Source organism: Larkinella fluvii, from assembly GCF_051857545.1.
Classification (GTDB): domain Bacteria; phylum Bacteroidota; class Bacteroidia; order Cytophagales; family Spirosomataceae; genus Larkinella.
In genome coordinates this window covers 1,012,015-1,038,968 of sequence record NZ_JBPZHB010000001.1, presented here as the reverse complement: position 1 = coordinate 1,038,968, position 26,954 = coordinate 1,012,015, and the positions used below count along the sequence as shown (strand labels likewise).

At 54.2% G+C, this 26,954-nt stretch carries 15 protein-coding genes; 14 read left to right on the top strand and 1 reads right to left on the bottom strand.

Translation table 11 applies throughout. From position 1 onward, the window contains the following. Window positions 1-173 precede the first annotated feature (173 nt). The 11 genes from ACS5NO_RS04080 to ACS5NO_RS04030 all read left to right on the top strand — a co-directional run bounded on the left by ACS5NO_RS04080 (window position 174) and on the right by ACS5NO_RS04030 (window position 19,261). A complete protein-coding gene (locus ACS5NO_RS04080; RefSeq protein WP_439413957.1) occupies window positions 174-2,561 on the top strand; it encodes an ABC transporter permease in 2,388 nt (795 codons plus the stop codon). 552 nt (window positions 2,562-3,113) lie between these two features. Next, complete coding sequence (locus ACS5NO_RS04075; protein WP_439413956.1) at window positions 3,114-5,858, top strand: DUF1553 domain-containing protein; 2,745 nt, start codon at window positions 3,114-3,116, stop codon at window positions 5,856-5,858. A 6-nt stretch (window positions 5,859-5,864) separates the two neighbouring features. Further along, window positions 5,865-7,364 (top strand): DUF1501 domain-containing protein, encoded by a 1,500-nt coding sequence (locus ACS5NO_RS04070; RefSeq protein ID WP_439413955.1) that lies wholly within the window; start codon window positions 5,865-5,867, stop codon window positions 7,362-7,364. A gap of 224 nt (window positions 7,365-7,588) precedes the next feature. Further along, a complete protein-coding gene (locus tag ACS5NO_RS04065; RefSeq protein ID WP_439413954.1) occupies window positions 7,589-8,458 on the top strand; it encodes a sugar phosphate isomerase/epimerase family protein in 870 nt (289 codons plus the stop codon). Between the two features lie 233 nt (window positions 8,459-8,691). Beyond that, window positions 8,692-8,979, top strand: a complete 288-nt coding sequence (locus ACS5NO_RS04060; RefSeq protein WP_439413953.1) for a Dabb family protein — start codon at window positions 8,692-8,694, stop codon at window positions 8,977-8,979. A 491-nt stretch (window positions 8,980-9,470) separates the two neighbouring features. After that, window positions 9,471-10,097: an RNA polymerase sigma factor gene (locus ACS5NO_RS04055; protein ID WP_439413952.1), complete on the top strand. Its 627-nt coding sequence runs from the start codon at window positions 9,471-9,473 to the stop codon at window positions 10,095-10,097. A 48-nt stretch (window positions 10,098-10,145) separates the two neighbouring features. Then, complete coding sequence (locus ACS5NO_RS04050; protein WP_439413951.1) at window positions 10,146-11,138, top strand: FecR family protein; 993 nt, start codon at window positions 10,146-10,148, stop codon at window positions 11,136-11,138. 53 nt (window positions 11,139-11,191) lie between these two features. Beyond that, window positions 11,192-14,707, top strand: coding sequence for a SusC/RagA family TonB-linked outer membrane protein (locus ACS5NO_RS04045; RefSeq protein ID WP_439413950.1), 3,516 nt, complete (start codon window positions 11,192-11,194; stop codon window positions 14,705-14,707). A gap of 159 nt (window positions 14,708-14,866) precedes the next feature. After that, complete coding sequence (locus tag ACS5NO_RS04040; protein WP_439413949.1) at window positions 14,867-16,345, top strand: RagB/SusD family nutrient uptake outer membrane protein; 1,479 nt, start codon at window positions 14,867-14,869, stop codon at window positions 16,343-16,345. A gap of 25 nt (window positions 16,346-16,370) precedes the next feature. Next, window positions 16,371-17,843 (top strand): sulfatase family protein, encoded by a 1,473-nt coding sequence (locus tag ACS5NO_RS04035; RefSeq protein WP_439413948.1) that lies wholly within the window; start codon window positions 16,371-16,373, stop codon window positions 17,841-17,843. A gap of 17 nt (window positions 17,844-17,860) precedes the next feature. Further along, entirely contained in the window at window positions 17,861-19,261 is a 1,401-nt protein-coding gene (locus ACS5NO_RS04030) for a sulfatase family protein (protein ID WP_439413947.1), read from the top strand. 19 nt (window positions 19,262-19,280) lie between these two features. Here ACS5NO_RS04030 and ACS5NO_RS04025 read toward each other — a convergent pair whose 3' ends face one another. Beyond that, window positions 19,281-20,540 (bottom strand): sensor histidine kinase, encoded by a 1,260-nt coding sequence (locus ACS5NO_RS04025; RefSeq protein ID WP_439413946.1) that lies wholly within the window; start codon window positions 20,538-20,540, stop codon window positions 19,281-19,283. Window positions 20,541-20,763: 223 nt separating this feature from the next. On the opposite strand from ACS5NO_RS04025, the gene ACS5NO_RS04020 reads away from it, so the two are divergent. From ACS5NO_RS04020 to ACS5NO_RS04010, 3 genes are all read left to right on the top strand, one after another. Further along, entirely contained in the window at window positions 20,764-21,279 is a 516-nt protein-coding gene (locus ACS5NO_RS04020) for a YciE/YciF ferroxidase family protein (RefSeq protein ID WP_439413945.1), read from the top strand. A 309-nt stretch (window positions 21,280-21,588) separates the two neighbouring features. Continuing rightward, window positions 21,589-25,824, top strand: coding sequence for a malto-oligosyltrehalose synthase (gene treY / locus ACS5NO_RS04015; protein ID WP_439413944.1), 4,236 nt, complete (start codon window positions 21,589-21,591; stop codon window positions 25,822-25,824). 423 nt (window positions 25,825-26,247) lie between these two features. Next, window positions 26,248-26,907 carry a phosphatase PAP2 family protein gene (locus ACS5NO_RS04010; protein WP_439413943.1) on the top strand — a complete coding sequence of 220 codons (660 nt, stop codon included), beginning with the start codon at window positions 26,248-26,250 and terminating at the stop codon, window positions 26,905-26,907. The last annotated feature ends 47 nt before the right edge of the window (window positions 26,908-26,954 follow it).

Genomic DNA, 26,954 nt, shown 5'->3' with positions numbered 1-26,954 from the left:
GCGGTCAACCCAACCGTCCATTTGCGGACAACGTAGCAAAGAAAGGGCTTGTATTTATTGATAATGAACGCATTATTTATTTGGTACGGCTTTTGGAATGGCCTATGATACAGCCTGACCCGGGCTTCGATTCTAATAAGCTTCCGTCTTAAACCTTCAACCCGTTACCGATTATGCTACGCAATTATATCAAAATCACGATTCGGACCTTCTGGAAAAACAAGCTATTCAGCGGTCTCAATGTAGTCGGACTGGGAATTGGGATGGCTGCGGTAGGGTTGATGGCGCTGTACGTCCTGGATGAGTTGAGCTACGATCGTTTTCATACCAAAGCGGACCGCATCGTCCGGGTGGTTCATTATGCACAGTGGCCCGGTGGAAACCTCAAACTCGCCCCGACTTCCGCGCCGTTTGGTCCAGCCCTGAAGAATGAATACCCGGAAGTTGAAAAGACTGTTCGGTTCAGCACCGAAGGTGGTGGACAGATTACGTTCAACGACAAAAAAATTGAGGTCGGCAACATCTTTTTCACCGACCCGTCGGTGTTTGAGGTATTTACCTTTCCGTTGCTGTATGGCGATCCGGCTTCGGCATTGAGTAAACCGCAAAGTATCGTCCTGACGAAGAGCGTTGCCGAAAGTCTGTTTGGTGATGCCGGACAGGCGGTTGGAAAAGTCGTTCTGTTCAGCAACAATTTCCCCAATACGGTTACGGGGGTGATCGAGGATGTACCGGCCAATTCGCATTTGCAGTTCAGGGCCTTGCGCTCGTTGCCAACCAATTATACCAGCGGCTGGCAAAGTTTCGAACTCTATACCTACCTGCTGTTGACCGAAGGAAGCAATTCCAAAACGCTGGAAGCCAAGCTACCCGGTTTTTACCAGAAATACCTGAAAAAAGAACTGGGGGAAGGGGTGAATTACCGCATGGAACTCCAGCCGCTCAGGTCGATTCACCTCCACTCGCAGCTCGACTATGAAATCAGCCCGAACGGCAACGCGCGGACGGTGTCCATATTTGCGGTCGTGGCGGCCCTGATTCTGCTGATTGCCTGCATCAACTACGTGAATTTATATACGGCCCGTTCCCTGAAACGGACCCGTGAGGTCGGTGTTCGGAAAGCGATCGGCTCATTTCGGCAGCAGCTCATCGGGCAATTTCTGACCGAGTCAATGCTCATGACGTTCCTGGCAGGTTTGGTTAGTACGGGCGTGGTGATGATCGCCTTACCTCTTTTCAATCAATTGGCCGATAAGTCGCTGTCGATTCCCGATGGACCGACTACGGTCCTGGTGGTTGGTGGCCTTTCGCTCGCTCTGGGTGCGTTGAGCGGTCTCTATCCCGCCCTGATGCTGTCGGGTTTTCGGCCTACAGCGGCTCTGCGGGGGCAGGTTGGGTCCCAATCGGGCAGCAACTTTTTTAAGCAATCGCTGGTCGTGTTTCAGTTTGTGGCCACGATTGCGCTGATTGCCTGCTCCGGCATTGTGTACCGGCAAATGGAATTTGTGATGCACAAGGATTTGGGGTTCAACAAAGAACAGGTGCTCACCTTTCACATCAGCAGTGACGAAACCCGCCAGCGCGTCGAGGCACTCAAAGAGGCTCTGCTACGGAACCCGTTGATACAGAGTGCGTCGGCCGCCAGCAATCCGATTGGTAACAATAACATCGGTGGTAACGGGATGTTTTTTGAGCAAAACGGGGCGATTGCAGCCAGTACGCAGGTTGTCCAGAAATTTTCGGTCGATTCGGACTACCTCAAGACCCTGGAAATTAAACTGCTGAACGGACGAAACTTCTCCGAATCGTTCAAAAGCGACCTGTTCGGTGCGGTTTTAGTCAACGAAACGCTGGTGAAGCAACTCGGCTGGAAGCAGCCCGTCGGCAAGCGGGTAAAATACTACATCGATCAGGAAAAGCACACCGCCGAAGCCCGGGTGGTGGGCGTTGTCAAGGATTTTCATACCTATTCGCTTCAGCATAAAATCGAGCCGCTGGTGCTGCAGATGCCCGCTCCTTTTGAGAAAGACAATGTCTATGTTCGGATTCAACCCACGAAAGTAACCGAAGCCCTGGCCTACATCCGGTCGGTCTACCAAACCTTCGATCCGGCCAATACGCTTGACTTTCATTTTCTGGATGAAAACTTTTCGCAGCAGTACAAAGCGGAACAGAAACAGGGCCAAATCCTGCTGACCTTCACGATTCTGGCGGTGTTGATTGCCTGTCTGGGGCTGTTTGGTCTGACGGCTTTTGCCGCCGAGCAACGCACCAAAGAGATTGGCGTTCGTAAAGTGCTTGGTGCATCGGTTGCCAGTATCGTGCTGTTGTTGTCGAAAGATTTTTTGAAACTGGTATTCATCGCCATCGTCATGGCTGCACCCCTTGCCTGGTATGCCATGAATCAGTGGCTGCAGAGCTTTGAGTACAAGCTTGAACCTGCGTGGTGGGTGTTTGCGCTGGCGGGATTGCTGGCCATCGCCATTGCCTTCCTGACGGTGTGTTTCCAAAGTGTGAAAGCCGCCCTGACCAACCCGGTGGAAAGTTTGCGCAGCGAGTAATTCAGAATCAAAGACGGATTTGCCCCGGAGGGGCTTCCTGTTTATAGAAAAAGGTGCTGAATAACGAGAAGCTCCGGAGGAGCGTTCTGTAGAAGAACGCTCCTCCGGAGCTTCCATCTGATCTGATCGCTACAAGACTATTAACAGAACGCTCCTTCGGAGCTTCCATCTGATCCGATCGCTACAAGAGACTATTAACAGAACGCTCCTCCGGAGCTTCTATCTGATCTGATCGCTACAAGAGACTATTAACAGAACGCTCCTCCAGAGCTTCTATCTGATCCGATCGCTACAAGACTATTAACAGAAGGACTCGCTGGAGCCTGATTAACTGGAACTGGAACTCGCATTCATACAATCATCGAAAACGCCGGGAGTTGACGAAGCCCGATCGGACATACCGGTCGGGCTTCTTGCTGTTACGATCCCGATTATTATCCAGTTTTAACGCGGAAAAGTCCGGAAAATTTGTAATTTTTGTAGTTCGAAACAGTACATTCCCTTTTCGACTCTTTATAAGGAGTCGAAACCCAGAAACCTGAACCTTTACTTATGAAACCTCAACTCCTGGTGGTTGGCGGGTTGGCCGTGGTGGTTGCGCTTACGCTTTCTTCGTTCCTCGGAATCTTCGAGGATAAGGTGGATTTTAATACCCAGATCAAACCGCTGCTCAACAAAAACTGCATTGCCTGCCACGGGGGCGTCAAAAAGGCGTCGAACTATAGCCTGCTCTTCAAACACGAAGCCCTCGCACCGGCCAAATCCGGGAAACTGGCCATTGTGCCGGGCGATGCCGATGCCAGCGAACTGATCCGCCGGTTGACGCTCACCGACCACGATGAACGGATGCCGCTGGAAGCGCCCCCGCTGAAACCGGAAGAAATCGAACTGCTGCGGAAATGGATTGACCAGGGCGCCGAATGGGGCGATCACTGGGCGTACCAAACCGTTGAAAAACCGGACGTTCCGAACATCGGCACATTCTGGTCGCGACTCGGCATCGTTGAAAACGACGAACTGAACTGGGCGAAAAATGAAATCGACCATTTTGTTCTGGATAAATTGAAACCGGAAGGGCTGAAACCATCGCCCGAAGCCGACAAAGCCACGCTGATCCGCCGGGTTTCGCTCGACCTGACCGGTTTGCCGCCAACGGAAAAAGAAGTGGCTGATTTTGTCGCCGATACTTCCCCGAATGCCTACGAAAAGGTGGTCGACCGGCTGCTGGCTTCTCCGGCTTACGGCGAACGCTGGACGGGCATGTGGCTCGATCTGGCCCGCTACGCCGACACGAAAGGGTATGAACGCGATCCGGGACGGACCATCTGGCGGTACCGCGACTGGCTCATCAAAGCCTTCAATCAGGACAAACCGTTCGATCAGTTTACCGTCGAACAACTGGCCGGTGATTTATTGCCCAACCCGACGGACGACCAATTGATTGCGACCGGTTTTCACCGCAACACGATGACCAACGACGAAGGTGGAACGCAGGACGAAGAGTTTCGCGTGGCTGCCGTAATGGACCGCGTCAATACGACCTGGGACGTCTGGCAGGGAACCACCTTTGGCTGTGTGCAGTGCCACACCCACCCCTACGATCCATTTGTCCACGAAGAATATTACAAGTACCTGGCGTTTTTCAACAACGCCCGCGACGAGGACGTGACGACCGAAACCCCGACCCTGCGGTTTTACAAAAAGGAAGATTCGCTAAAAGTTCAGGCCTTGAATAGCTGGCTGAAAGGGCATGTGAAGCAGCCCCGGCAGGCGCAGGACGTAATGAAATTCGTCCGGATTACCGAACCCAAAATCAACTCGCACGATTTCGATCAGTACGTCAACGCGTCGCTGATTGATGCCAAATTTTTCGGGGTGCAGGATGGCGGTTCGGGGCGGATCAAAAACATCGACCTGACGGGCAAAAACCGCCTGATTATGCAATGGGGAACAAAGGCCAAAAACGCCGTTCTGACCCTGCACCAGGACAGCCCGACCGGCCCGGTTTTGATGAACTCGCCGACGCCTACCGGCCGCGACACCACCATGATTTTTGCGCTTCCGCCGGTTTCGGGTCGCCATGATCTTTATCTGACGCTGAGCAGCCCGGAAACGCCGAAAGATTGGGTCCAGATCAGATGGGTATCGTTTCAACCCGCACTGCCCCATCAACCCGCAACGGAATTAGGCGAGATGGATCTGAAACTGGCGGAAATTTTGAATACCCGGCCCGAATCGACGCCCATCATGCAGGACGGAACCGGTGATCTGGCCCGGAAAACCCACGTTTTCGAGCGGGGCAACTGGCTGGTGAAGGGCAAGGAAGTGAAACCCGACGTGCCGAAATCGCTTCCGCCAATGGCAAAAGAATTGCCTAAAAACCGCTTAGGCCTGGCAAAATGGATGGTGAGCCGCGAACATCCGCTGACGGCGCGGGTGGCCGTCAACCGGTTTTGGGAACAGTTGTTCGGAACCGGAATTGTCGAAACCGTCGAGGACGTCGGAACCCAGGGCATTCAGCCGACGCACCGCGAATTGCTGGATTGGATGGCCGTTGATTTCATGGAAACCGATCACTGGAGTGTCAAGAAATTACTGAAGAAAATCGTGGTTTCAGCGACGTATCGCCAACATTCCGAAGTATCGCCGGAGTTGCTGGCGAAAGATCCCTACAACAAATTGCTGGCGCGTGGGCCCCGCGTCCGGCTGGCCGCCGAGCAGGTTCGGGATCAGGCGCTGGCGGTTACCGGCCTGTTGAGCAACAAGTTATACGGTCCCAGTGTGATGCCGCCCCAGCCCGACGGCATCTGGCAATCGCCCTACAGTGGTGAATCCTGGAAGCTGAGCGAAGGCGAAGACCGCTATCGCCGGGCGTTGTATACGTACTGGAAACGGACGGCTCCGTATCCGTCGATGATTACCTTCGACAGCCCCAGCCGGGAATTTTGCCAGCTCCGGCGGTTGCGGACCAACACGCCATTGCAGGCACTGGTGACGCTCAACGACCCGGTGTATGTGGAAGCCGCCCAGCGGTTGGCCGAAACGATGAAACTGCGCGGAAAAACGCCCGAACAGCAGATTCAGGCTGGGTTTCGACTGGTGATGCTGCGGGACCTGACGCCGAAAAAACTGGCGGTTTTGACCCGATTGTACCGCAATACCGAAACCTATTATCGCCAGCATCCGGAAGATGCCCACCAACTCTTGTCCTGCGAAGATGCGACGCCCCAACTGGCGGCTCTGACCGTGACGGCCAATACGATGCTGAATCTGGATGAAGTGATTACGAAAGAATAAAATCCGATGAACAAACTCCTCAAAGAACTCCAGGAAGCGGCTTTGCAACGCGAAACCCGGCGGCATTTTCTGCACACCTGCACCACCGGTCTGGGCGCGATGGCCCTGGGGTCGACCCTGACCAGTTGCGGTTTTTTCGGTGGCAAGGAAGAGAAAACGGCACTCAGCGCGTCATCCGCTTCGGCTGAACCGATGACGCCACGCCCCTCGCAGTTTTCGCCGAAAGCCAAGCGGGTGATTTACATCCACATGGCGGGGTCGCCCTCGCAACTGGAGTTGTTCGATTACAAACCGGAACTGGTGAAATACCACGGCAAAGACTGTCCGCAGGAATTGCTGGAGGGCAAGAAATTCGCCTTTATCCGGGGCGTTCCCAAGATGCTCGGGCCGCAGGGCAAGTTTGCACAACATGGACAGTCGGGTGCGTGGATTTCCGATTATCTGCCGCATTTGCAAACCGTGGCCGATGAGATCACGTTCATCAAGTCTATGCATACCGACCAGTTCAACCACGCCCCGGCGCAGTTGCTGATGCACACCGGCGCGGCCCGGCTGGGGCGGCCCAGCATTGGCTCGTGGGTGACCTACGGGCTGGGGTCCGAAAATGATAATTTGCCGGGATTCATCGTGCTGGCGTCGGGCGGAAAACAGCCGGATGCGGGCAAGTCAGTTTGGGGCAGCGGTTTTTTGCCGACGGTGTACCAGGGCGTGCAGTGCCGCACCGACGGCGACCCGGTTTTGTACGTTTCCGATCCGAAGGGCATGAACCGCGACATTCGGAAGCAAACCATCGAAGCGATCAACGACATCAACCAGCAGCAGTACGACGACGTGAAAGATCCGGAAATTCTGACCCGGATTTCGCAGTACGAAATGGCGTTCAAAATGCAGATGTCGGTGCCCGATGCGATGGACATCAAAAGCGAACCCGAGTACATTCTGAACGCCTACGGTGTTGACCCGAACAAAGGGTCTTTTGCCCGGAACTGTTTGTTGTCAAGACGATTAATTGAGCGCGGAGTACGATTTGTCCAGCTTTTCGACTGGGGTTGGGACACCCACGGAACCAGCAAGGACGGTTCGATTGAAACCGGTTTGCGGGACAAATGTACGACTTCGGATCAGGCGGTAACGGCCTTGCTGAACGACCTGAAACAACGCGGTTTGCTCGACGAAACGCTGGTGGTTTGGGGCGGTGAGTTTGGCCGCACACCCATGCAGGAAAACCGAGACGGTCAGACGTTGCCGTTCATGGGCCGCGACCATCACCTCGATGCGTTCACCGTCTGGATGGCAGGGGGTGGGGTCAAACGCGGTTTCAGTTATGGCGAAACCGACCCGATTGGCTATTATGCCGTGAAAGATAAAGTCCACGTACACGACCTACAGGCTACGATTCTACACCTGCTCGGCTTCGACCATTCCAAGCTGACGTACCAGTTTCAGGGGCGACCCTTCCGGCTGACGGATGTGGCTGGGAAGGTGGTCAAATCGGTTCTGGCGTAATCACTTAGGGTATAGGAACGCGGATGGAACGGATGAAATAGATCAAAACGGATTTTAATCTGTTTCATCCGCGTTCCTATCAATCTGGACTCCAGACTGAAAAAATTAAATTATTTATAGGGGTAAGATAGACACAAAGCCAAAACGCGGTATCATTGTGTTGAAAATACACATTAAGATTACGCCAGATACTTCACCCAATCGTCTATTTTATCGGAATCAACATGAATCGCAGAAACTTTCTTGGAACCTCCTTAGGACTCAGCGCGCTCACCGTGCTTGGCCTGAACGCCTGTTCGGCAAAAGCCAAAACCATAGGCTTGCAACTGTATACGCTCCGGGATGACATTCAGAAACAGGGAATCGAAACCGTACTGGCGGAGGTGGCCAAACTGGGGTATAAAGAAGTGGAAAACTTTGGCTATGGCGGTGGGAAATTCTTCGGAAAAACACCGGCCGAGTACCTTAAAATACTGAAAGACAACGGCTTGTCGGCTCCGAGTGGCCATACATTGACGGCGCGTTCAACCCAAATGGGCCCGATGGACGGCCTGACTAAAAACTGGCAGCAGGTGGTGGACGATGCCAAAGCTGTGGGTCAGGAATACATCATCATTGCGTATCTGGCACCCGACGAGCGCAAACCGGACGACTACAAACAACTGGTCGATCTGCTGTCGGCAGGGCAGGAAACGGCGAAAAAAGCCGGGCTGACGCTGGGCTACCATAACCACGATTTTGAGTTTACGGAGCGCGTGGACGGACAGATGCCGTATGAGTTGATTCTGAAAAATACGACGGTGCAGATGGAAATGGATTTGTACTGGATTTCGAAAACCGGTCAGAAACCCGCTGATTATTTTGCCAAATATCCCGGTCGTTTTCCCCTCTGGCACGTGAAGGATATGGCGAAAACACCGGAGCAGGAATTTGCGGAAGTAGGCACCGGTTCCATCGACTTTGCCGCTATTTTTGAAAAAGCCGAAGAAGCCGGTTTGAAGCATTACTTTGTAGAACAAGACATCTGTAAACGCCCTCCGCTGGAAAGTATCAAAATCAGCATCGACAACATTCAGAAAGCAAGCTGGGGTTGACATTGAGTCAGGGTCATGGTCGCGTAGCGACCGAATGTTTGTAGAAAAACGACGGGTTAAATCGCCCGCTGGTCGCGTAGCGACCGAACAAAACAGGAGCCTTTGTTTGATCGCTACGCGACCAGTGGACATCATAAGGCCATTTTAAGCTACAAACATTCGGTCGCCACGCGACCAAAAAAATACTCAAACTTTCTAAACCTTGATCGGTTCATGAATGAACCCCACCGCACATGATCCGTCATACCGTTGTCTTTAAACTCAAACATCCGGCTGGTTCGCAGGAGGAACAGAATTTTTTGAACGAAGCCCGGAAGCTAGTCGCGATTCCCGGGGTGCAACAGTTCGAGTGCCTGAAACAAATTAGCCCGAAAAACCCGTACGACTTTGGACTGTCGATGGAATTTGCCGGTCAGGAACAGTACGACGCGTACAACAACCACCCCAATCACGTCCATTTTGTGGAGCAGTTTTGGCTGAACAATGTTGCGGAATTCCTGGAAATCGACTATCAGATTTAATTCCTGCTCCAAAATTACGGTTCAAAGCAAAAAAAGCCCGGACAATCTGTCCGGGCGGTCGTTAATAGAGATGGTAAAATGGAACCGGTTCGTTCAGGCACTGTGCACAAAACACGTCATAATCTGTACAGAACCCGCAGCACATAAAGAGACGAAGGACCATTTCCTACTGACCGGAAATAAAAAACCGATACCGTGTTGGATCAGGTGAGAGAAGTAGGGGTCAGCTCTCCGATTTTTGAGTAGGATAACCCATTTTATAGAGTTCGTATTTCCGGTATTTTTCCATTCTCTTCGTCGAAGTATTGGCAAATTCAACGATTTATCCCAAGTTTGCACTCAGAAGCCAGCGTCACCACACTGGCTCTGTTTTTGCAGAATAAATCTATTTATTATATAGAATTAGTAGCTTGAAAGTAGAGTTACCAAACCGCTTTTTTTATTCACATTTATCTTTCAAATTGCATTAAAAGAAGGGCAATCGATTGACGATGCAACATACCGACGCTGAACTCTGGGAATTGTTTCGTACGGGCTGTCCGGAAGCCTTCGAAAAGTTATACCGGCGGTTCTATGCGGTTTTGTTTCGGTATGGACGAACGTTCACCCACGACGATAAACTGGTCGAGGATTGCATTCAGGATTTATTTCTGAACCTGCACCGGTATGGCAATAACCTGAAACCCATGACCGACGGGGTTGCTTTTTATCTGCTGGCATCATTACGGAACATGCTGTTCCGCCAGTTGACCCTTCTGAACCGACTGCGGGATGCTTACCCCCTGCCGGAAACCGGAGCGCAGGTCGAACTGTCGGTGGAAGATGCCCTGATCATCAGGCAACTGTCGGATCAACAAATTCAACAACTCAACCAGGCCCTGGAGCAGCTTCCCGAACGCCAGCGCGAAGCCATCGTTCTCAAATTTTATTCCGGTCTGTCTTTCGATCAGATTGCGCAGGTGATGGGCGTAAACCACCAGTCGGCCAAGAACTTCATCCAGAAGGGGTTGCAGGCGCTGCGTCAGCGCATTGGCCCGGCCATTCGTATCTCCCAGATCCTCTATGGAAGCCTCATCCCGCTTCTGCCGTATTTTTTCAAAAAATCTTCCAAACGGTAGGGTACTTTTTGCCTGAGCCAGACTGTATTCCAAAAAAGCAGGAAAGCTTTGGCAACGGAATACGAATTATTCTCTCCCGACGACTGGGTTTTTGATACCGCCTTCCGGCGTTGGGTGTTGAATCCATCGGCAGCAGAAGACCGGTTCTGGCAGCAGTACATCGCTGCGAATCCGGCCCAGCGGGAAGCCATTGCCCACGCCCGGATTCTCATACTGTATAGCCAGCAGCCGCCCGCCGTGCCTGCCGAACAACTCGATAATTCATGGCGGTCTTTACAAAACCGTCTGTCTGAGCCGGTTATCCGTCCGCTGTGGTCCCGTTCTTGGCTTTCAGTGGCGGCTTCTGTGGCCGTAATCCTGTTGTCTGGTCTGGCCTGGTGGCTGTACCAGAACACGCCAGAAACCTACCAGACGGCATACGGCGAAACCCGGCAGCTTACGTTACACGACGGAAGCCGGGTGACGCTCAACGCCAACTCCAGCCTGCGACTCGCCCGAAACTGGAAACCGGAGGCCGCGCGCGAAGTATGGCTGGAAGGGGAGGCTTTTTTCTCCGTGACCCACCAGCAAAACCACCAGAAATTTGTCGTCCACGCCCGCCAGCTCGATGTGCAGGTGCTGGGAACAGAGTTTAACGTTTTTACCCGCCCCAAAGCCGTTAAGGTGGTGCTGGAATCGGGAAGTGTGAAACTCAGCCAGCCCGACAAAGCGCCGGATCAGGGCATTACGATGAAACCGGGGCAGTTTTTTGAAGTAAAAGCCGACGGTACCCAGCAGTGGCGAACCATCCGCCCGGAACCGTATTCGGCCTGGAAAGAAAAACGGCTGGTGCTGGATCAAACTACCCTGGCCGATCTGATCGAAATCCTGCAGGATAACTACGGTCTGACCGTTCAGGTACAACAGGAAGAGCTGCTGCGGCTCCGGGCGTCGGGATCGATGCCGCTCACCGACGCCGACGATGTGCTCATCCAGATTGAAAGACTTTTCTCGCTGACTATCAAACGTTCCGGAACCACCGTCACCCTCCATAAGCTCTAATTCCTAACTCTTATCGTATGAACCTAAGACGCACTACTCCTAAACTCTATTTTATGGATAGAACAACTCTATTTTGTTTGGTTGTAATTGGGCTATTCATCCGGCAACCGGTCAGCGGTCAGGTGCTGGCGTGGAATCCCAACCGGCAACTGCCGGAGAAATCAGCCAGCCAGATGCAACGGCGCCTGCTGACCTCCGTGCTGAAAGACATCGAAAACCGGTTTCAGATTTCCATTGCCTATCGGTCGGACTTGCTGGACAACCGCACTGTAGAACTCAAAACCGACCGGTTTTCGAGTGCCGAAAAGGCGTTGAAGAAGGTGCTGGAAGGGCAACCGCTGCGCTACGAAAAAGTGAACGACGGTTTTTACCTGATTGCGCCCCTGTCGACCGAGAAGAAGGAGAAACCCCAAAACCCGGTTCCGGCTTCCAGCCCGATCAACGGAAACGATCGTTCCGGTGAAGCCTCTCAACTGGGTGGCAGCGGCATTTTCGCCCCGATCAGTCAAAAAATCGCGGCTGCGCTGGTGCCGGTAACCGGTCGCGTGATCGATCAGAACGGCCAGGCCATTCCGGGTGCCACCGTGCTCTACAAGGAAAATCCGAACCTCGGCACTTCCACCAACGCCGAGGGCCAGTTCAGTCTGAATCTGCCGGAAGTTCGGGGGAGTCTGGTCGTTTCGTCGATCGGCTTTCTGAGTCAGGAAGTCGCATTGGGGCAGCAAACGACTTTTACCATTACGCTGGAAGCCGACACCAAGGCGTTGCAGGAAGTCGTCGTTGTCGGCTACGGTTCGCAACGGTCGCAGGATTTGACGGGTTCGGTGGCGGTGGTCGACCAGAAAGCCATTCGCAGTCTGCCGGTTTCGACCATCGATCAGAAAATGATCGGGCAGGTGGCCGGGGTGCAGATTCAGCAGCCGTCGGGTGCGCCGGGGGGCGGAACGTCCATCAAAATCCGGGGCAGCGGTTCGCTGGGTGCGGGCAACGAGCCTTTGTATGTGGTGGACGGAATGCCGTATTCGGCGGGTATGAACCAGACACTCAACCCGTTGCTGTTCATCAATCCCAACGACATCGAATCCGTCAGTATTCTGAAAGATGCGTCGTCGACTGCCATTTACGGTTCGCGCGGGGCCAACGGGGTAATCCTGATTACGACAAAAAAAGGCAAATTCGACCGGACCGAGGTCAGTGTTTCGTCCATGCGCGGGGTGCAGCAAGTTCCGCAAAAAGGACGCCCCGAAATGCTGAACGAACGCGAATTTGCGGAATTGCAGCGGGATAAAATCGGTATTGTGGTTCGGCAACGCGAAAGACGGGCGGCTACGATCGACGACTATCCGCAGGAATACCGCAACCTCGACAACCTGACCGGCAAGGGAACCGACTGGTACGGTTTGCTACTTCGGCCAGCCGCCATCGAGGACCACAACGTCAGCATTCAGAAAGGCTCCAAAGAATCGCGGCTGAGTTTCAGCATGGGCTATTTCAAACAGGACGGCGTTCTGAAGCACACGGGCGTGGAGCGGTACAGCAGCAAACTGGGCATCGAGTCAAACCTGGGCAAACACGTCAAGGTCAGCGCGATTCTCCAGCCCACGTTTATTACCCAGAAGCGAACCAACACCAATTCCAGCCGGGAGGATATTCTGGGCGTGAGCCTGTGGGCCAATCCGTTACGGTCGCCCTATGACCAGAACGGCAACCTGATTCCGTACATCGTTTCTCCCCAAAGCAAATACCATTCGGCCTGGAGTTTCGCCAATCCGCTGTTTACGTTGCGGGAAACCATCCAGACCGAAAAGGATTTTCAGAACCTCGGATCGGCCTTTATCGAGTGGGAAATCATTCCGGGTCTGAAAGCGAAAACGTCCCTGAACACCATCTGGTCGACGGCCAAATACCAGCAGTACATCCCCGCCACGGTCGGCGCTTCCAACACGCCCCCGATCGTCGGCACCGGACGCTCGAACAACAGCCGCAGTGAGCGGTTCGACTGGCTGATCGAGAACACGCTGACCTACGATAAAACGATTGGCAATCACCGGTTCGATGCATTGTTGGGCTACACGACCCAGAAAAGCACGTCGACGGGCGTTAACCTCACCGCCAATCCGTATACAAACGATCTTATTCAGACCATCAATGCCGCGCAGACCATCAGCGCCTGGGGCGAAACCGTCAATCAGTGGGCCATGATTTCGTATCTGGGCCGCATCAACTACGGCTTCAAAGACCGATATTTACTGACGGCCACTTTCCGCTCGGATGGTTCGTCGCGGTTTGGGAGCCGGAACCGCTACGCCCTGTTTCCGTCGGTCGCGGCCGCCTGGCGGGTTTCGGAAGAGAATTTCCTGAAAGGCAACCGCGTCATCAACGACCTGAAACTGCGGGCAAGCTACGGGCGAAGCGGCAACAACAACATCGGTAATTATTCACACCTGGCGTCGATCAATGCCGAATCGTATGTCTTTGGAACCACGCAGGTGACGGCTTCCAGCGTGGGTTTGTCCAATCCATATCTGAGTTGGGAAGTATCGAATCAGGTAGATGTCGGTGCAGATCTTGAATTGTTCCAGAACCGCCTGTCGCTCTCGCTGGATTATTACTACCGGAAAAGCACGAATATGCTGCTCAACGACGTGATTCCGGCCATTACGGGCTACAACGCCCAGACGGTCAACAAGGGAAATGTCCGGAATACCGGGATCGAAATTGCGCTGGGCGGCACCCCGGTTTCGGGCGCGTTCAACTGGGATGTCAACCTGAACATGGCCTTTAACCGAAACAAGGTGCTCTCGCTCAACGACAACGGCGACCGGATTCTGGCAGGCAGCAACGACAACAATCCCACGCACGTTTCGGTAGTGGGCAAACCCATCAGTCAGTTTTTCGGGTATATTTTCGATGGGTTGTATACGGCCGCTGACATTGCCAATCCGGCCATCATCAAAACTCCACAGGTCTATGAGGGCAACGTCAAATACAAGGATGTGAATGGCGATGGCGTGATTACCGACCTGCTGGATTATACGATGATCGGCAGTCCGCACCCCAAGTTCATCTTTGGCGTTACGAACCGGTTTTCCTACAACCGCTTCGATCTGAACGTCATTGTGAGCGGGCAATATGGCGGGCAGGTCATGAACGGCCTGCGGCAGACCGTCGACAACCTCCAAGGCTTTTTCAACGTCAGCAAAGAGTGGACGGCCCGCTGGCGAAACGCCGATACACCGGGCGACGGCCAACACTACGGCATTCCCATTCTGACGCCCAGTCTGGGCCACCGGGTTTCGAGTTTGTGGGTCGAGGATGCGAGCTACCTGCGGATCGGCAACCTGACGCTGGGGTATTCGCTGCCCGAAAGCTGGGTGAAAAAAACCGGGTTTGTCAACAACTGCCGGTTTTACCTGACCAGCCAGAATCTGGCTACGTTCACCAAATACAAAGGTGCCAATCCCGAAGGGCAGTCGGTGACGGTCAACAACACGCTGGCCCCCGGCTTCGACATGTCGTCGTATCCGCTGTCCCGCACGACGTCCATCGGGATTAACCTGACATTCTAAAAACCAGTTTACGGTTTTCGGTTTACAGTTTTCGCCGGGCCGTCGCTACGGTGGGTTGACTGCATACTTTCCTTCTTCCACAGTTTAAAAATGTGGTGGCTAACCGTAAACCGAATACAGAAAACCGTAGACGCTAAACCCACTAATTCACAAAATGGTATGAAAAAGATAGTGTATGTGCTGGGCCTGTTTTTCCTGTCGGCCTGCTCCAACGATTTTCTGGAGATTTATCCGGAAACCGCCCTCAGCGAAGGGACCTTTTACAAGTCGGAAACCGAATACATTCTGCTCGCCAACGGCTGTTACGTACCGATGCAGACGTACGAAAAAGTGGAACACTGGGTGATGGCCGAACTCATTTCTGACAACGGCAGCTTTCAGTACAGCACCGTGACCGGCGAAGCGTCGAAGGGCGTGATCGACCAGTTCATTCTGGCCTCCAACAACGTTGCCTACGCCAACTTCTGGAATTTTTCGTACAACGGCATCACGCGTTGCAACAAACTGCTGGCCGAAATCGACCGGACGGGCGTAACCTGGTCGAAGGAATCTTTCAAGAAGCGGTGTGCCGGTGAAGCCCAATTTCTGCGGGCTCTGTATTATTTCAACCTGGTGCGACAGTTCGGGGGCGTTCCGCTGGTGCTGACCCCCATCGAATCGCGGGAAGCTGTCGGCATCAAACGGTCGACAGAAGAGCAGGTGTACGAGAACATCATCAGTGATCTGAAAGCCGCCGTCGAGAATTTCAACGGAGCCACCGACGTCAAAGAAAACGGACGCGCCAACGAAGGAGCGGCCCTGGCGTTGCTGGGAAAAGTGTATCTGACGCAACGCAAGTATGCTGAAGCCGCTGCGGCCCTGAAAACCGTGATCGAATCGGGCAAATACAGTTTGTTGCCCAATTACGCGGATGTCTTCAATCCATCGAGCAAAGATTTTAAGGAGACGATTTTTGCGGTGCAGTATTCCGAAAACAGCGCGGCATTGTCCAACCGGTTTCTCTTCTGGTTTGCGCCCTGGACCTCGGCGGGGGCCATTACCGGGCGTCCCGGCATCAGCCTGGTCGGTGGGGGCTGGAACCAACCTACTGACGATCTGATCAATGCGTTCGAAGCGGGCGACAAACGCAAGGAGGTGTCGATCAAATTCTGGAATGGCGCGGACTGGGACGGCGTCGTGCGGCCCATTCCGTATTGCGCCAAGTACAAGGCCCCGCTTTCGTCGCCCGTCGATCGGAGCAGCGACAACATGCCGGTGTTGCGGTATTCGGACGTGTTGCTGCTGTATGCCGAAGCGCTGAATCAGCAGGGCAACACCGCCGAAGCGATTCCGTACGTACAGCAGGTTCGCAACCGGGCCGGGTTGACGCAGTCACTGGCGGGTACCGGCAAAACCGCCCTGGAAACGCTGATTGCCAAAGAACGCCAGGTGGAGTTCTGTTTTGAAAACCAGCGCTGGTACGATTTGAAACGAACGGGCAAGGCGGTGGAAGTGATGACTGCACACGGCCAGCGCGAGAAGGCGAAAAAATCGTTTCTTTACAATACCGCCTACGAAGTGACGCCCACCAAACTGCTCGCTCCGATTCCGGAAGAACAGGTCCTGGTCAATAAAATTAACCAGAATCCGGGGTATTAAACACGTCAAAAAACCTGACAATAGAATGAAAAGAGCCCTGCAACTCCTTGGTTTCCTTCTGATTGGCGTGAGTCTGCTCTATTGCACGACCCGGCCGAAAACCGCGGTAAAAACCGAAAAACCCAATGTGATCTTTATCTTCTCGGATCAGTGGCGGGCCGATGCCGTGGGCTACGCGGGCAATCCGGATGTAAAAACGCCCTACGCCGACCAACTGGCGAAGGAAAGCGTCAACTTCAAAACCGCCATTGCCACCATGCCCGTTTGTACGCCCTACCGGGCGACGTTGCTGACGGGGCAGTATCCGCTCAAGCACGGCGTTTTTTACAACGACAAACCGTTGCCGAACGAAGCCCTCACGATGGCCGAAATCTTCAAAGAGAATGGCTACCAGACCGGCTACATCGGCAAATGGCACATCAACGGACATAAAAACGGCGAACACCCGTATAGTGCCCGCGACAAGCCGATCACCCGCGACCGGCGGCAAGGTTTCGATTACTGGAAAGTCCGGGAAGTGTCGCACGATTACAACGACTCGTTTTATTTTGATGAGAACGATCGGAAACACCAGTGGCCGGGCTACGACGCGTTTCCGCAGACCGACAGTGCCATCGGGTTTATCAAGCAATCCAAAGAGAAGCCGTTTCTGCTGGTGTTGTCGTGGGGACCGCCCCACAATCCGTACCACACCGCTCCCGAAAAATACCGGGCGATGTATGATCCGAAGACGCTGACGATCCGGCCCAATGTGCCGAAAGCCATGCAGGACAGCGCCCGGCGGATTTACGCGGACTACTACGCCCACTGCACCGCTCTGGATGATGCGCTCGGCAAGCTGCTCAAAACCCTGGACGAGCAGGGCATTGCCGACAACACGATTCTGGTATGGACCTCCGACCACGGCGACATGCTGCTGACGCAGGGCGTACTGCGGAAACAACGCCCCTGGGACGAATCCATCCGGGTGCCGATGCTGGTGCGGTATCCGAACGGATTCGGGAAGAAAAGCATTGAGATCACCAAACCGATCAACACGCCGGATATTCTGCCGACACTGCTGGGGATGGCGGGGTTGAAAATTCCGGCGACCATCGACGGCAAAGACGTTTCGAAGGGTATTCTCAACCCGGCAGTTTACCCCGTTGATGCCGCGCTGGTGGTGCTGCCGGTTCCGTTTCACGAATACAATTTCCAGAACGGGGGCCGTGAATACCGGGCCGTTCGCACCGAGCGGTATACCTACGCCCGGCGGCTGGCCGGTCCCTGGCTATTGTATGACAACCAGACCGATCCGTATCAGTTGAACAATCTGGTCAACAAAGCCGAATACGCTGCGCTGCAAAAGCAACTCAACACCCTGCTGGACCAAAAACTGAAGGAAACCAATGATACATTTTTGCCGGCCGACGAGTATATGAAGCGCTATAATTACACTTATGATAACAAGGATAGTTTGCGGCCGCCGTCGTATTATGCAGAAATTCGTCCCAAGTGAAATTAACGTCTGTTTCGATGAATAAAACACTGTCAATAGTCGCCGGAGTGCTTGGAATGGCCGGTTTGGTTCTGATGGGAGCTTCCTTTATCCCTCATCTATCTGAGAATGTGAGGGCAAAACCGCCCGAAAAACCCAATATCATTTTCCTGCTGACGGACGACCACCGCTGGGATGCGCTGGGCGTGATGGGCAATCCGATCATCCGGACGCCAAATCTGGATGCGCTGGCGAAGGGCGGTGTGCTGTTTCCCAACGCCTACGTCACCACGGCGATCTGCTGCGTCAGCCGGGCCAGTATTCTGAGCGGACAGTATGAATCGCGTCACAAGATCAATGATTTTGTAACGGATTTTTCGCCGGAAGCCGTTGCCAATACGTATCCGTTACTGCTCAAAAAAGCCGGGTATAAAATCGGGTTTGTTGGGAAGTATGGCGTGGGCGATAACCCGCCCGAAGACCAGTACGACTTCTGGGCCTGTAACCGCAAGGGCCAGCCGCCGTATGAATACACCAACCAGAGCGGGAAGAAGATTCACCATACCGACAGCGTGGCGCATGGCGTGCAGAACTTTCTAAATGATTTTGCAGGGAAAGGGCCGTTCTGTTTGTCGGTGAGCTTCAAGGCCCCGCACGAACTGGATGGCAACCCGCCGACGTATCCGGTGCAGGAACGGTTCAAGGCATTGTATGAAGATGCCAAAATGCCGGTGCCGGAAACCGCCGACCCGAAATACTGGGCCAGCTTCCCGGACTTCTTCCGAACCGACAAAAACATTGGCCGCGAACGCTGGAAACCGCTGTTCTCCACCCCCGAACTGCACCAGAAAACCGTCAAGGATTATTACCGGCTGATCACGGGCGTCGATGAGGTGGTTGGCAAGCTGAGGGCGCAGTTGAAGCAACTGAAACTGGATCAGAACACGATCATTGTTTTTATGGGCGACAACGGTTTTTACCTCGGCGAACATGGCATGGAAGGCAAATGGTTTGGCCACGAAGAGTCCATCCGGGTGCCGCTCATCGTCTATAACCCGGCTTTACCCGCCAGCCGGAAAGGAACCAGACCGGCCCGGATTGCGCTCAACATCGACGTCGCCCCCACCCTGTTGTCGTTCGCCGGGGTTCCGGTTCCGAAAACCATGCAGGGAACGGACTTGATGAAGCCGAACGCGCCCGCCCGAACGGATTTTTTCTACGAACACACGTTTATGGGCAGTCCGCGGTTGCCGAAAGTGGAGGGCGTGGTCACGCAGGATTTCAAATACATGAAATTCATCGAGCACGGTTATGAGGAGTTGTATTCGATCAAAGCCGATCCGCACGAAACGAAAAACCGGGCGACCGACCCCGCTTTTCGCAAAAAACTGGACGAATTGCGAAACCGCTATCAGGTTTTGAAAGAAACCGTTCAATGAATACGCGTCGCCCGGATCTTTACTGGGTTTTCCAGTGAAGACCCAGGCGAATGCGGAACAGGGTGCCTTCGCCCGTTTTGGTCTCAATTTCCAGGCTGGCCCGCAGGAGTTCGCACAATCGTTTGACAATCGACAGGCCGATGCCTTCGCCTTTGGCGGTTTTGGGTGCCTGAATGACGGCTTTTTCCCGGGCGTCGGCTTCTGGAGTTGGCACGCCAAAAGCGGCACTGGACTCTGGGATAGGGGCCAGCGCCTGCGAATAGGAACCGGCATCCTGGTTGGGAAGGCCCGGCCCGGAATCCTGAATGCCGATGAGCCAGCGGTAATCGCTTTCGCGAACCCACGACACCGATACCCAGCCAGATCGGGTATGTTTCAGGGCATTTAGAACCAGATTTTGTACAATGCGCTGTAGCTGAAGAGGATCACTTTCGACCAGCAACTCCGCCGGGCCGTCGGCTTTCAGCATCAGGCCTGCTTCTTCGGCCAGCGGCTGGTAGCTGTCGATCAGTTGATGCAGGAGTTGTCCCGCGTTGAACGACTGAATGTTGAGGGATTCCTGACCGGCTTCCAGCCGGGCCAGATCCATCAATTGAATGACCATCTCCCGCACCGTCGTCAGGTTGCGATTCAGCATTTCGAGCATTTGTTTCCGCTCCGGCTCCTCCGCTTCCACCAGATTTAAGTACGAAGCGGCTCCCTCGATGATGCCAAAACTGCCCCGCAGGTCGTGAGAGGCTGTTCGCAGCAGATCGCCCCGCTGACGTGTCAGTTCGTTCAGGTCGTCGAGGGCTTGCTGCAGGAGTTGAACCCGGTTGCTGGCGTCCAGTCGTTGCAGTTCCGTATATTGCCCGACGCTGCCGCTGATGCTGAGCGTTTTGAACCAGGATAAGTATTCATACGATTCGGCGACCCAATCCATTTCAGGTGCCGGGTGGCGTTGCCAGTAGTGACGCAGTTCATCCAGCAGCACCTGATTCAGGTGATGGATTTCCGTCAACAGTTCCTGCAACGTATACCCTTTTTGCCAGCGGTGCAGACCATGCTCCTCCGACAACTGCTTAATATCTGCATTCAGAGCGAGTTGCCGCAGCCGCTGATCGAAAACGTTGAGAATAAAAGGAACCTTGTTGTTGAACTCTTCCCGGCTTAAACTGGCGATGGTGTTGCAGGCCGGATCGTTTTGACAGGCTGTTCGCCAGGTGTTCAGGATGGCTTCCCGCCGGGCGGTCAGGTAGTTTGCCAGTGTAGCCAGCGAAGGATCGATCGGGGTATTCATAACGAGCGGGACAGGTGAAACTTCCGTTGCCTGAATAACCCGTTCAGGAAAGAATGGTTAAAAAATGCAGGTTGATTCGGGGTTTGGCATAGGCGGAAACGTTGCTAACTTTTTGAAAACAACTCCGGCCCGCTTCTGTTGATACGCCAACTAGTCGGGCTGTTGAAGCGGTTTATTTCAGAACCGACAGTTTGTAAATCTTAACAAAACAACGTTTAAAATCATGGCAAAGGCAAAAGGAAACGGAGAAAGCGAATTGAAGGAATTGTTTGTCGATGAGTTGAAAGACATCTACTGGGCGGAAAAACATTTGACCAAAGCACTGACCAAAATGGCAAAATCAGCCACGTCGGACGAATTGCAAACCGCCTTCGAAAAACACCTGACTGAAACCGAAAACCACGTAGCCCGGCTGGAGCAGGTCTTTGAGGCTGTGGGTGAAAAAGCATCGGCCAAAAAGTGTGACGCGATGGCAGGGTTGATCGAGGAAGCGGAAGGGTTGATCGAAGACACCAAAGAGGGAACGCTAACCCGGGATGTGGCCCTGATTTCGGCAGCACAAAAAGTGGAGCATTACGAAATTGCTTCCTACGGAACGCTGAAAACCCTGGCCGGTGTGCTGGGCTATCCGAAGGCCGCTCAACTGCTGGAAGCAACCCTGGCCGAAGAAAAGAAAACCGATTCCTTGCTGACGGAAATCGCCGAAGGCTCCATCAATGAGTCAGCGAAGACGGAGTAGTTAATTTTTTGAAAACGTGCAGGCAGGACTGGTAGTAAGCCGTTATTGTAAACCGGCTTACTACCGTTTTTTTTGTTCCGGAAAACCGGGTGTTCTCCAAAACGGCGCATAGATGAATGGTGTATCAAGAGGATGAAGACTTAAACGGCAATGAGCCGTTACGAACTCCCATTTAAAGATCGAAACATTCCATTACGGTCATTGCTTATTATAGAGGTGCTCATCCCGGCACGTCCGTTTGCCGACCAGCCTGGCGGTTGACAAGCGGTTCTTGGAACGTACTTTATCCGCAGGCTTTATCTGATACTCATGACTAATCCGGTTGCTACCTATCGCATCCAGTTTCACAGTGGATTTACCTTTAGCGATTTTGAAAAAATACGGCCGTACCTGAAGAAACTGGGTGTTGGTACGCTCTATGCCTCGCCCGTTTTTGAATCCGTACCGGGTAGCCAGCACGGCTACGATGGGGTCAATCCGCACCGCATCGACCCGGAAATCGGCACGGAAAAGCAACTGAAAGCGCTCAGCAAAAAGCTACGGAAGGAGGGCATCGGCTGGTTGCAGGACATCGTTCCCAACCACATGGCGTTTCATCCCAACAACCCGTGGCTGATGGACGTGCTGGAAAAAGGCCCGTTGTCGCGGTTTATGCCCTTTTTCGATACCGTCTGGACGAGCCAGCTTTTTCACGGACGGCTGGCGGTTCCTTTTCTGGGTGCGCCCCTCGACGACGTCATCAAAAACCGGGAACTCAAGGTTGCTTACCAGGACGGACGGCTGGTGCTGCGGTATTTCGACACGGCCTATCCGTTGCGTCTGCGGTCGTACCCAACGGTTTTGCAGGCGCTGGATGAGCAGCCGATGCTGGAATCGGTTCAGCAACTGCTCGACCAGATCCGCCCCCTTCAACTGGTGGAAGAACCCGAAGCCTACGCGCTGGGCATGAATGAGTTCCGGCAGCAGCTCGCGTCCTTACAGAAAAATCAAGTCGTTAAAGCCTACATCAAGTCGCGTCTGAGCGCCCTCAACCGCGACCCGCAGCGACTCCGCCAACTGGCAGACGAGCAGGTGTATCAGTTGAGCCACCACCAGGAAACCGACCGCCGGATCAATTTCCGGCGGTTTTTTACGGTGAGCAGTCTGATTGGCCTGAACGTGCAGAATGACGCGGTGTTTTCATCCGTTCATCAGGGAATCAAGGACCTGGTGGTCGAGGGCGTGTTTACCGGGTTGCGCGTCGATCACATCGACGGACTGTATGACCCCGGCCCGTATCTGGAACAACTCCGCGAACTGGCCGGAGAAGAAACGTACCTGATCGTCGAAAAAATTCTGGAACCCGGCGAACCGCTGGAAACCGCCTGGCCCATTCAGGGAACCACGGGCTACGAGTTTCTGGCTCAGGTCAATAACCTGTTTACGCAACCGGCCAGCGAGCCGGTTCTGACGCACTTCTACCAGCAGCTCGTTTCCGATGCCACGCCCGTTCACCAGCAGATTCTGAACAAAAAGGCCTTCATTCTCGCCCATCACATGAAGGGAGAACTGGATAATCTGTACCGGTTTTTCCTGGAACTGAATCTGGTGGAAGAAAATGCGCTGGCTGTTCTGCCGCCCGACAGTCTAAAGGCGGCCCTCGGCGCATTTCTGGTGTATTGTCCGGTTTACCGGTATTATGGCAACTCGTTTCCGTTGGAGGAGCGGGAGGCTACCGCCGTGCAGGCGATTCTGACCGACCTAAAAAACCAGAAACCGGAGCTGGCCACGGCGGTCGATGTGCTGGAAGAAATTCTCCTGCAAAAACCGGCCGATGGCGACGATGCCTACAACCAGCGGGTTTCCCATTTGTACCGGCGGTGTATGCAGTTTACCGGCCCGCTGATGGCCAAAGGGGTGGAAGACACGCTGATGTATACCTACAACCGGCTGATCGCGCACAACGAAGTGGGCGATTCACCGGAAACCTTCGGGTTGTCGCCGACCGATTTTCACCGGGCCATGCAGGAACGCCGGCAGCAGTGGCCGCTGGCCCTCAATGCCACCTCGACGCACGATACCAAGCGCGGAGAAGACGTCCGGGCGCGGCTGAACGTGCTGACGGATTTGCCCGACGAATGGCTGAAAACCGTACAGGAGTGGCAGCAGCTAAACGCCAGCTTGAAGCAGAAGGGCGCGCCGGATGCCAACGACGAATATTTCATTTACCAAACCCTGGTGGGGGCCTTCCCCATGCCGGACCAGGACGACGACGATTTTGAAAACCGGCTTCAGGACTATCTGGAAAAAGCCTTGCGGGAGGCCAAACGGCATTCGAGCTGGAACGAGCCCGACGCTGCGTATGAGGAAGCCACCCGGAATTTCGTTGCGCAATTGCTCAACCGGAAACGACCTTTCTGGAAAAGCTTTCAGAAATTTCACCGGCAACTGGCTGATTTTGGAATTGTTAACTCGCTGGCGCAGGTTGTTCTCAAGGCCACCTGCCCCGGTGTTCCCGATGTGTATCAGGGGTGTGAGCTGTGGGACCTGAGTCTGGTCGATCCCGACAACCGCCGACCCGTCGATTATGACCAGCGCCGGCAATGGCTGGACGAACTGACCAATCCCGATTCCGCCCCGTCGGATGCGCTGTTGAGCGATCTGTGGGAAAACCGGTATGACGCCCGAATCAAGCTCTGGTTGACCCACGCCTTGCTCACCGCCCGAAACCAGGAATCGACCGAACTCTTTGCCGAAGGAGACTACATTCCGCTGGCGGTGGAAGGGCGATACCGGGAGCATGTGCTGGCCTTTGCGCGCCGGCACCGGCAAAACTGGCTGGTGGTCGCCGTTCCGCTGCACCTGGCCGAAATGAGCCGCCAGCAAAATAAAAGCGTTCCGGCCCTCGACTGGAAAGACACCCGGATCGTTCTGCCGCCGGAGGCACCGGATGAATGGAAGCACATGCTGCTTCCGACCAGCGGCAAAACAACGGACGGCATCGCACTGAAAGAGGTTTTTAAAATACTGCCGCTGGCGGTTTTGAAACTACAACCGGCTTTTACCGACCGGAGTGCGGGCCTGCTGCTGCCCGTTACGTCACTTCCCTCGGCTTTCGGCATTGGTGATTTGGGGCCGGAAGCGCGGGCTTTTGCCGATTTTCTGAGCCGCAGCCGACAACATTACTGGCAAATTCTGCCGCTCAATCCCACGGAACCGGGCGCGGGCCATTCGCCCTACAGCACCTATTCCAGCATGGCGGGCAACACCCTGCTGCTGAGTCCGGAAGCCCTGGCGCAGGACGGTTTGCTGGATTGGGACGCATTGCGCACCCACCAGCTTCCAACCACCGGGCAAGTGGATTATGCCGGCGCCGAGCGGGTTCGGCATGTTCTTCTAGAGAAGGCCTACCGGAATTTCTCCCAACTGAAAGCCAGCCCGTTGCAAAGCCGGTTTCAGGAATTTTGCCGGCGCGAAGCCCACTGGCTCACCGGTTTTGTGCTGTATATGGGCCTGAAACAGAAATTTCAGGGGCAGCCGTGGTATGAATGGCCGGAAGAATACCGTCTGCGCCAGCCGGAAGCGTTGCGGGCGTTTGAAGAGGCCCACCATGACGAATTGGAAAAAGTGCGCTGGTTGCAGTTCATTTTTGACCGGCAGTGGCAGAACCTCAAAGCATATTGTAACCAGCGGGGCATTCACCTGCTGGGCGATTTGCCGTTTTACGTGAGCTATGATTCGGCGGATGTGTGGTCGCACCCGGAACTGTTCAGTCTGGATGAATCGGGGAAACTGATTACAGTGGCCGGGGTGCCACCGGATTATTTCAACGCCGACGGTCAGCTTTGGGGCATGCCGGTTTTTCGCTGGGACCGGCTCAAAGAGCGCGGCTACGACTGGTGGATTCGGCGGATTCGGAAAAATACGGCGTTGTTCGATCTGGTGCGCATCGACCACTTTCGCGCGCTGTCGGAATACTGGGAAATTCCGGCCGGGGAGAAAACCGCCATCCGGGGCGAGTGGAAACCGGGGCCGGGAGCCGATTTTTTCCGGGTTCTGCACCAGGAACTGGGCACCCTACCCCTGGTGGCCGAGGATTTGGGCGACATCAGCGAAGGGGTTTATCAGCTACGCGACGCGTTTCAGTTGCCGGGTATGAAGGTCGTTCAGTTTGCTTTTCAGGAAGCGTTGCCGCTCTCTCCGCACATTCCTCACCAATACACGCCCAACTTTATTGCCTATACTGGCACGCACGACAACAACACAACCCGGGGCTGGTACCGGCAAAGCCTGAGCCCGACCGAACAGAAAACCGTAGCGGAATACGTCGGGAAGCCGGTTTCCGAAAAAACCGTGCATCTGGCGTTGGGACAACTGGTGTATGCCTCGGTGGCCAGAACAGTGATTCTGCCGGTGCAGGACGTGTTAGGGCTGGACGAAACCGCCCGGATCAACACCCCGGCCGCCACCGCCAACAACTGGCTCTGGCGGCTGCTGCCGGGACAGTTGACCGACGAAGCCGAAAACCGGCTCCGGGCGTGGGCGACGCTCTATAACCGCTGGTAAGCCTGTACCTGCCAGCGGTTGACTGGCTTCATTGATGGAAATACAACCTTGTGACCACAACGGACACAAATGTTTCCATTATTTTCAATTCAGCTCTGTAGGAATGCTTTTTTACCGCTTTTCGAGTAAGTTTGTGCTCAGGCGTCGGTGACGAATGATCTTTCTTCGCTTTCACCCTACAAAGTTCATTCGCCGTGTCTTTTCGATGGGACTTCAAAGCGTTTCTTACATTAAATAACCGCCGAATTACTCGTTGGGCTTATCAAACCCATCAGCAAACCAGCAGGCATCCGTTTCCTCGGTTCGTTAGTTTAAGTCAGTAAAGGAAACTTTTAGCATCTGCATGAAGCAGCATCCAAACGCTGTAGGAACAGACAGCAAAAGTGCAACCTAATTATCAGACACAAGTCCTCTACCATTGAAATGACGCATAAAATTCTGATTTCCTTATTCCTCTGGCTTAGTTCCCTTCCACTTTTTGCCCAAACAGCCGGCGATTCCATTCCCACCGAACGACGGTTTCCGCTGACATCTTTTATTGTGCCGGCCACGCTGGCAGGGGGCGGAGCAGCATGGCTCGGCCACCCTACGCGGGAGCCCTTTCGTTCGACGGGTCACGTCAGTTCGGCGGATGACTACCTGCGTTTCGGGCCGTATGGCCTGCGAGTCGCGCTGCAACTGGCGGGCGTGAAACCGGCGGTCAACCTGGGCGACGAGATTGCCGTGACGGTTTTGTCGAACGTGGCCATGGGGGGGGTCACCGAGGTCTTTAAACGCACGATCAACTCCACGCGCCCCGACGGCTCCGACCGCCGATCGTTTCCGTCCGGTCACACGGCCGTGGCCTTCACGGGGGCGGAATTACTGCACCAGGCGTATAAACACAAGAGTCCGTGGATCAGCATCGCGGGCTATGCCATGGCGAGTGCCACGGCGGTGCTTCGGGTGGCCAACGAAAAGCACCATTGGGCCGATGTGCTGGCCGGCGCCGGCATTGGGATTGCATCCGTAAAGATAACGTATGCGGTTTACCCCGTTATTAAACGCAAGTTACAACGCCACCGCAAGCACTCGACAAGCTAAATACAATCACCTGTTAATCAATTAATTGGTTAAGTATTTTAAATGAG

Bases quoted from the DNA above. Each gene is read 5' to 3' on its own strand.
- ACS5NO_RS04065 (WP_439413954.1), top strand. From the start codon at position 7,589: ATGAATCGCAGAAACTTTCTTGGAACCTCCTTAGGACTCAGCGCGCTC.
- ACS5NO_RS04035 (WP_439413948.1), top strand. From the start codon at position 16,371: ATGAAAAGAGCCCTGCAACTCCTTGGTTTCCTTCTGATTGGCGTGAGT.
- ACS5NO_RS04080 (WP_439413957.1), top strand. From the start codon at position 174: ATGCTACGCAATTATATCAAAATCACGATTCGGACCTTCTGGAAAAAC.
- ACS5NO_RS04020 (WP_439413945.1), top strand. From the start codon at position 20,764: ATGGCAAAGGCAAAAGGAAACGGAGAAAGCGAATTGAAGGAATTGTTT.
- ACS5NO_RS04040 (WP_439413949.1), top strand. From the start codon at position 14,867: ATGAAAAAGATAGTGTATGTGCTGGGCCTGTTTTTCCTGTCGGCCTGC.
- ACS5NO_RS04030 (WP_439413947.1), top strand. From the start codon at position 17,861: ATGAATAAAACACTGTCAATAGTCGCCGGAGTGCTTGGAATGGCCGGT.
- ACS5NO_RS04045 (WP_439413950.1), top strand. From the start codon at position 11,192: ATGGATAGAACAACTCTATTTTGTTTGGTTGTAATTGGGCTATTCATC.
- ACS5NO_RS04010 (WP_439413943.1), top strand. From the start codon at position 26,248: ATGACGCATAAAATTCTGATTTCCTTATTCCTCTGGCTTAGTTCCCTT.
- ACS5NO_RS04055 (WP_439413952.1), top strand. From the start codon at position 9,471: ATGCAACATACCGACGCTGAACTCTGGGAATTGTTTCGTACGGGCTGT.
- ACS5NO_RS04075 (WP_439413956.1), top strand. From the start codon at position 3,114: ATGAAACCTCAACTCCTGGTGGTTGGCGGGTTGGCCGTGGTGGTTGCG.
- ACS5NO_RS04060 (WP_439413953.1), top strand. From the start codon at position 8,692: ATGATCCGTCATACCGTTGTCTTTAAACTCAAACATCCGGCTGGTTCG.
- ACS5NO_RS04070 (WP_439413955.1), top strand. From the start codon at position 5,865: ATGAACAAACTCCTCAAAGAACTCCAGGAAGCGGCTTTGCAACGCGAA.
- ACS5NO_RS04025 (WP_439413946.1), bottom strand. From the start codon at position 20,540: ATGAATACCCCGATCGATCCTTCGCTGGCTACACTGGCAAACTACCTG.
- treY (WP_439413944.1), top strand. From the start codon at position 21,589: ATGACTAATCCGGTTGCTACCTATCGCATCCAGTTTCACAGTGGATTT.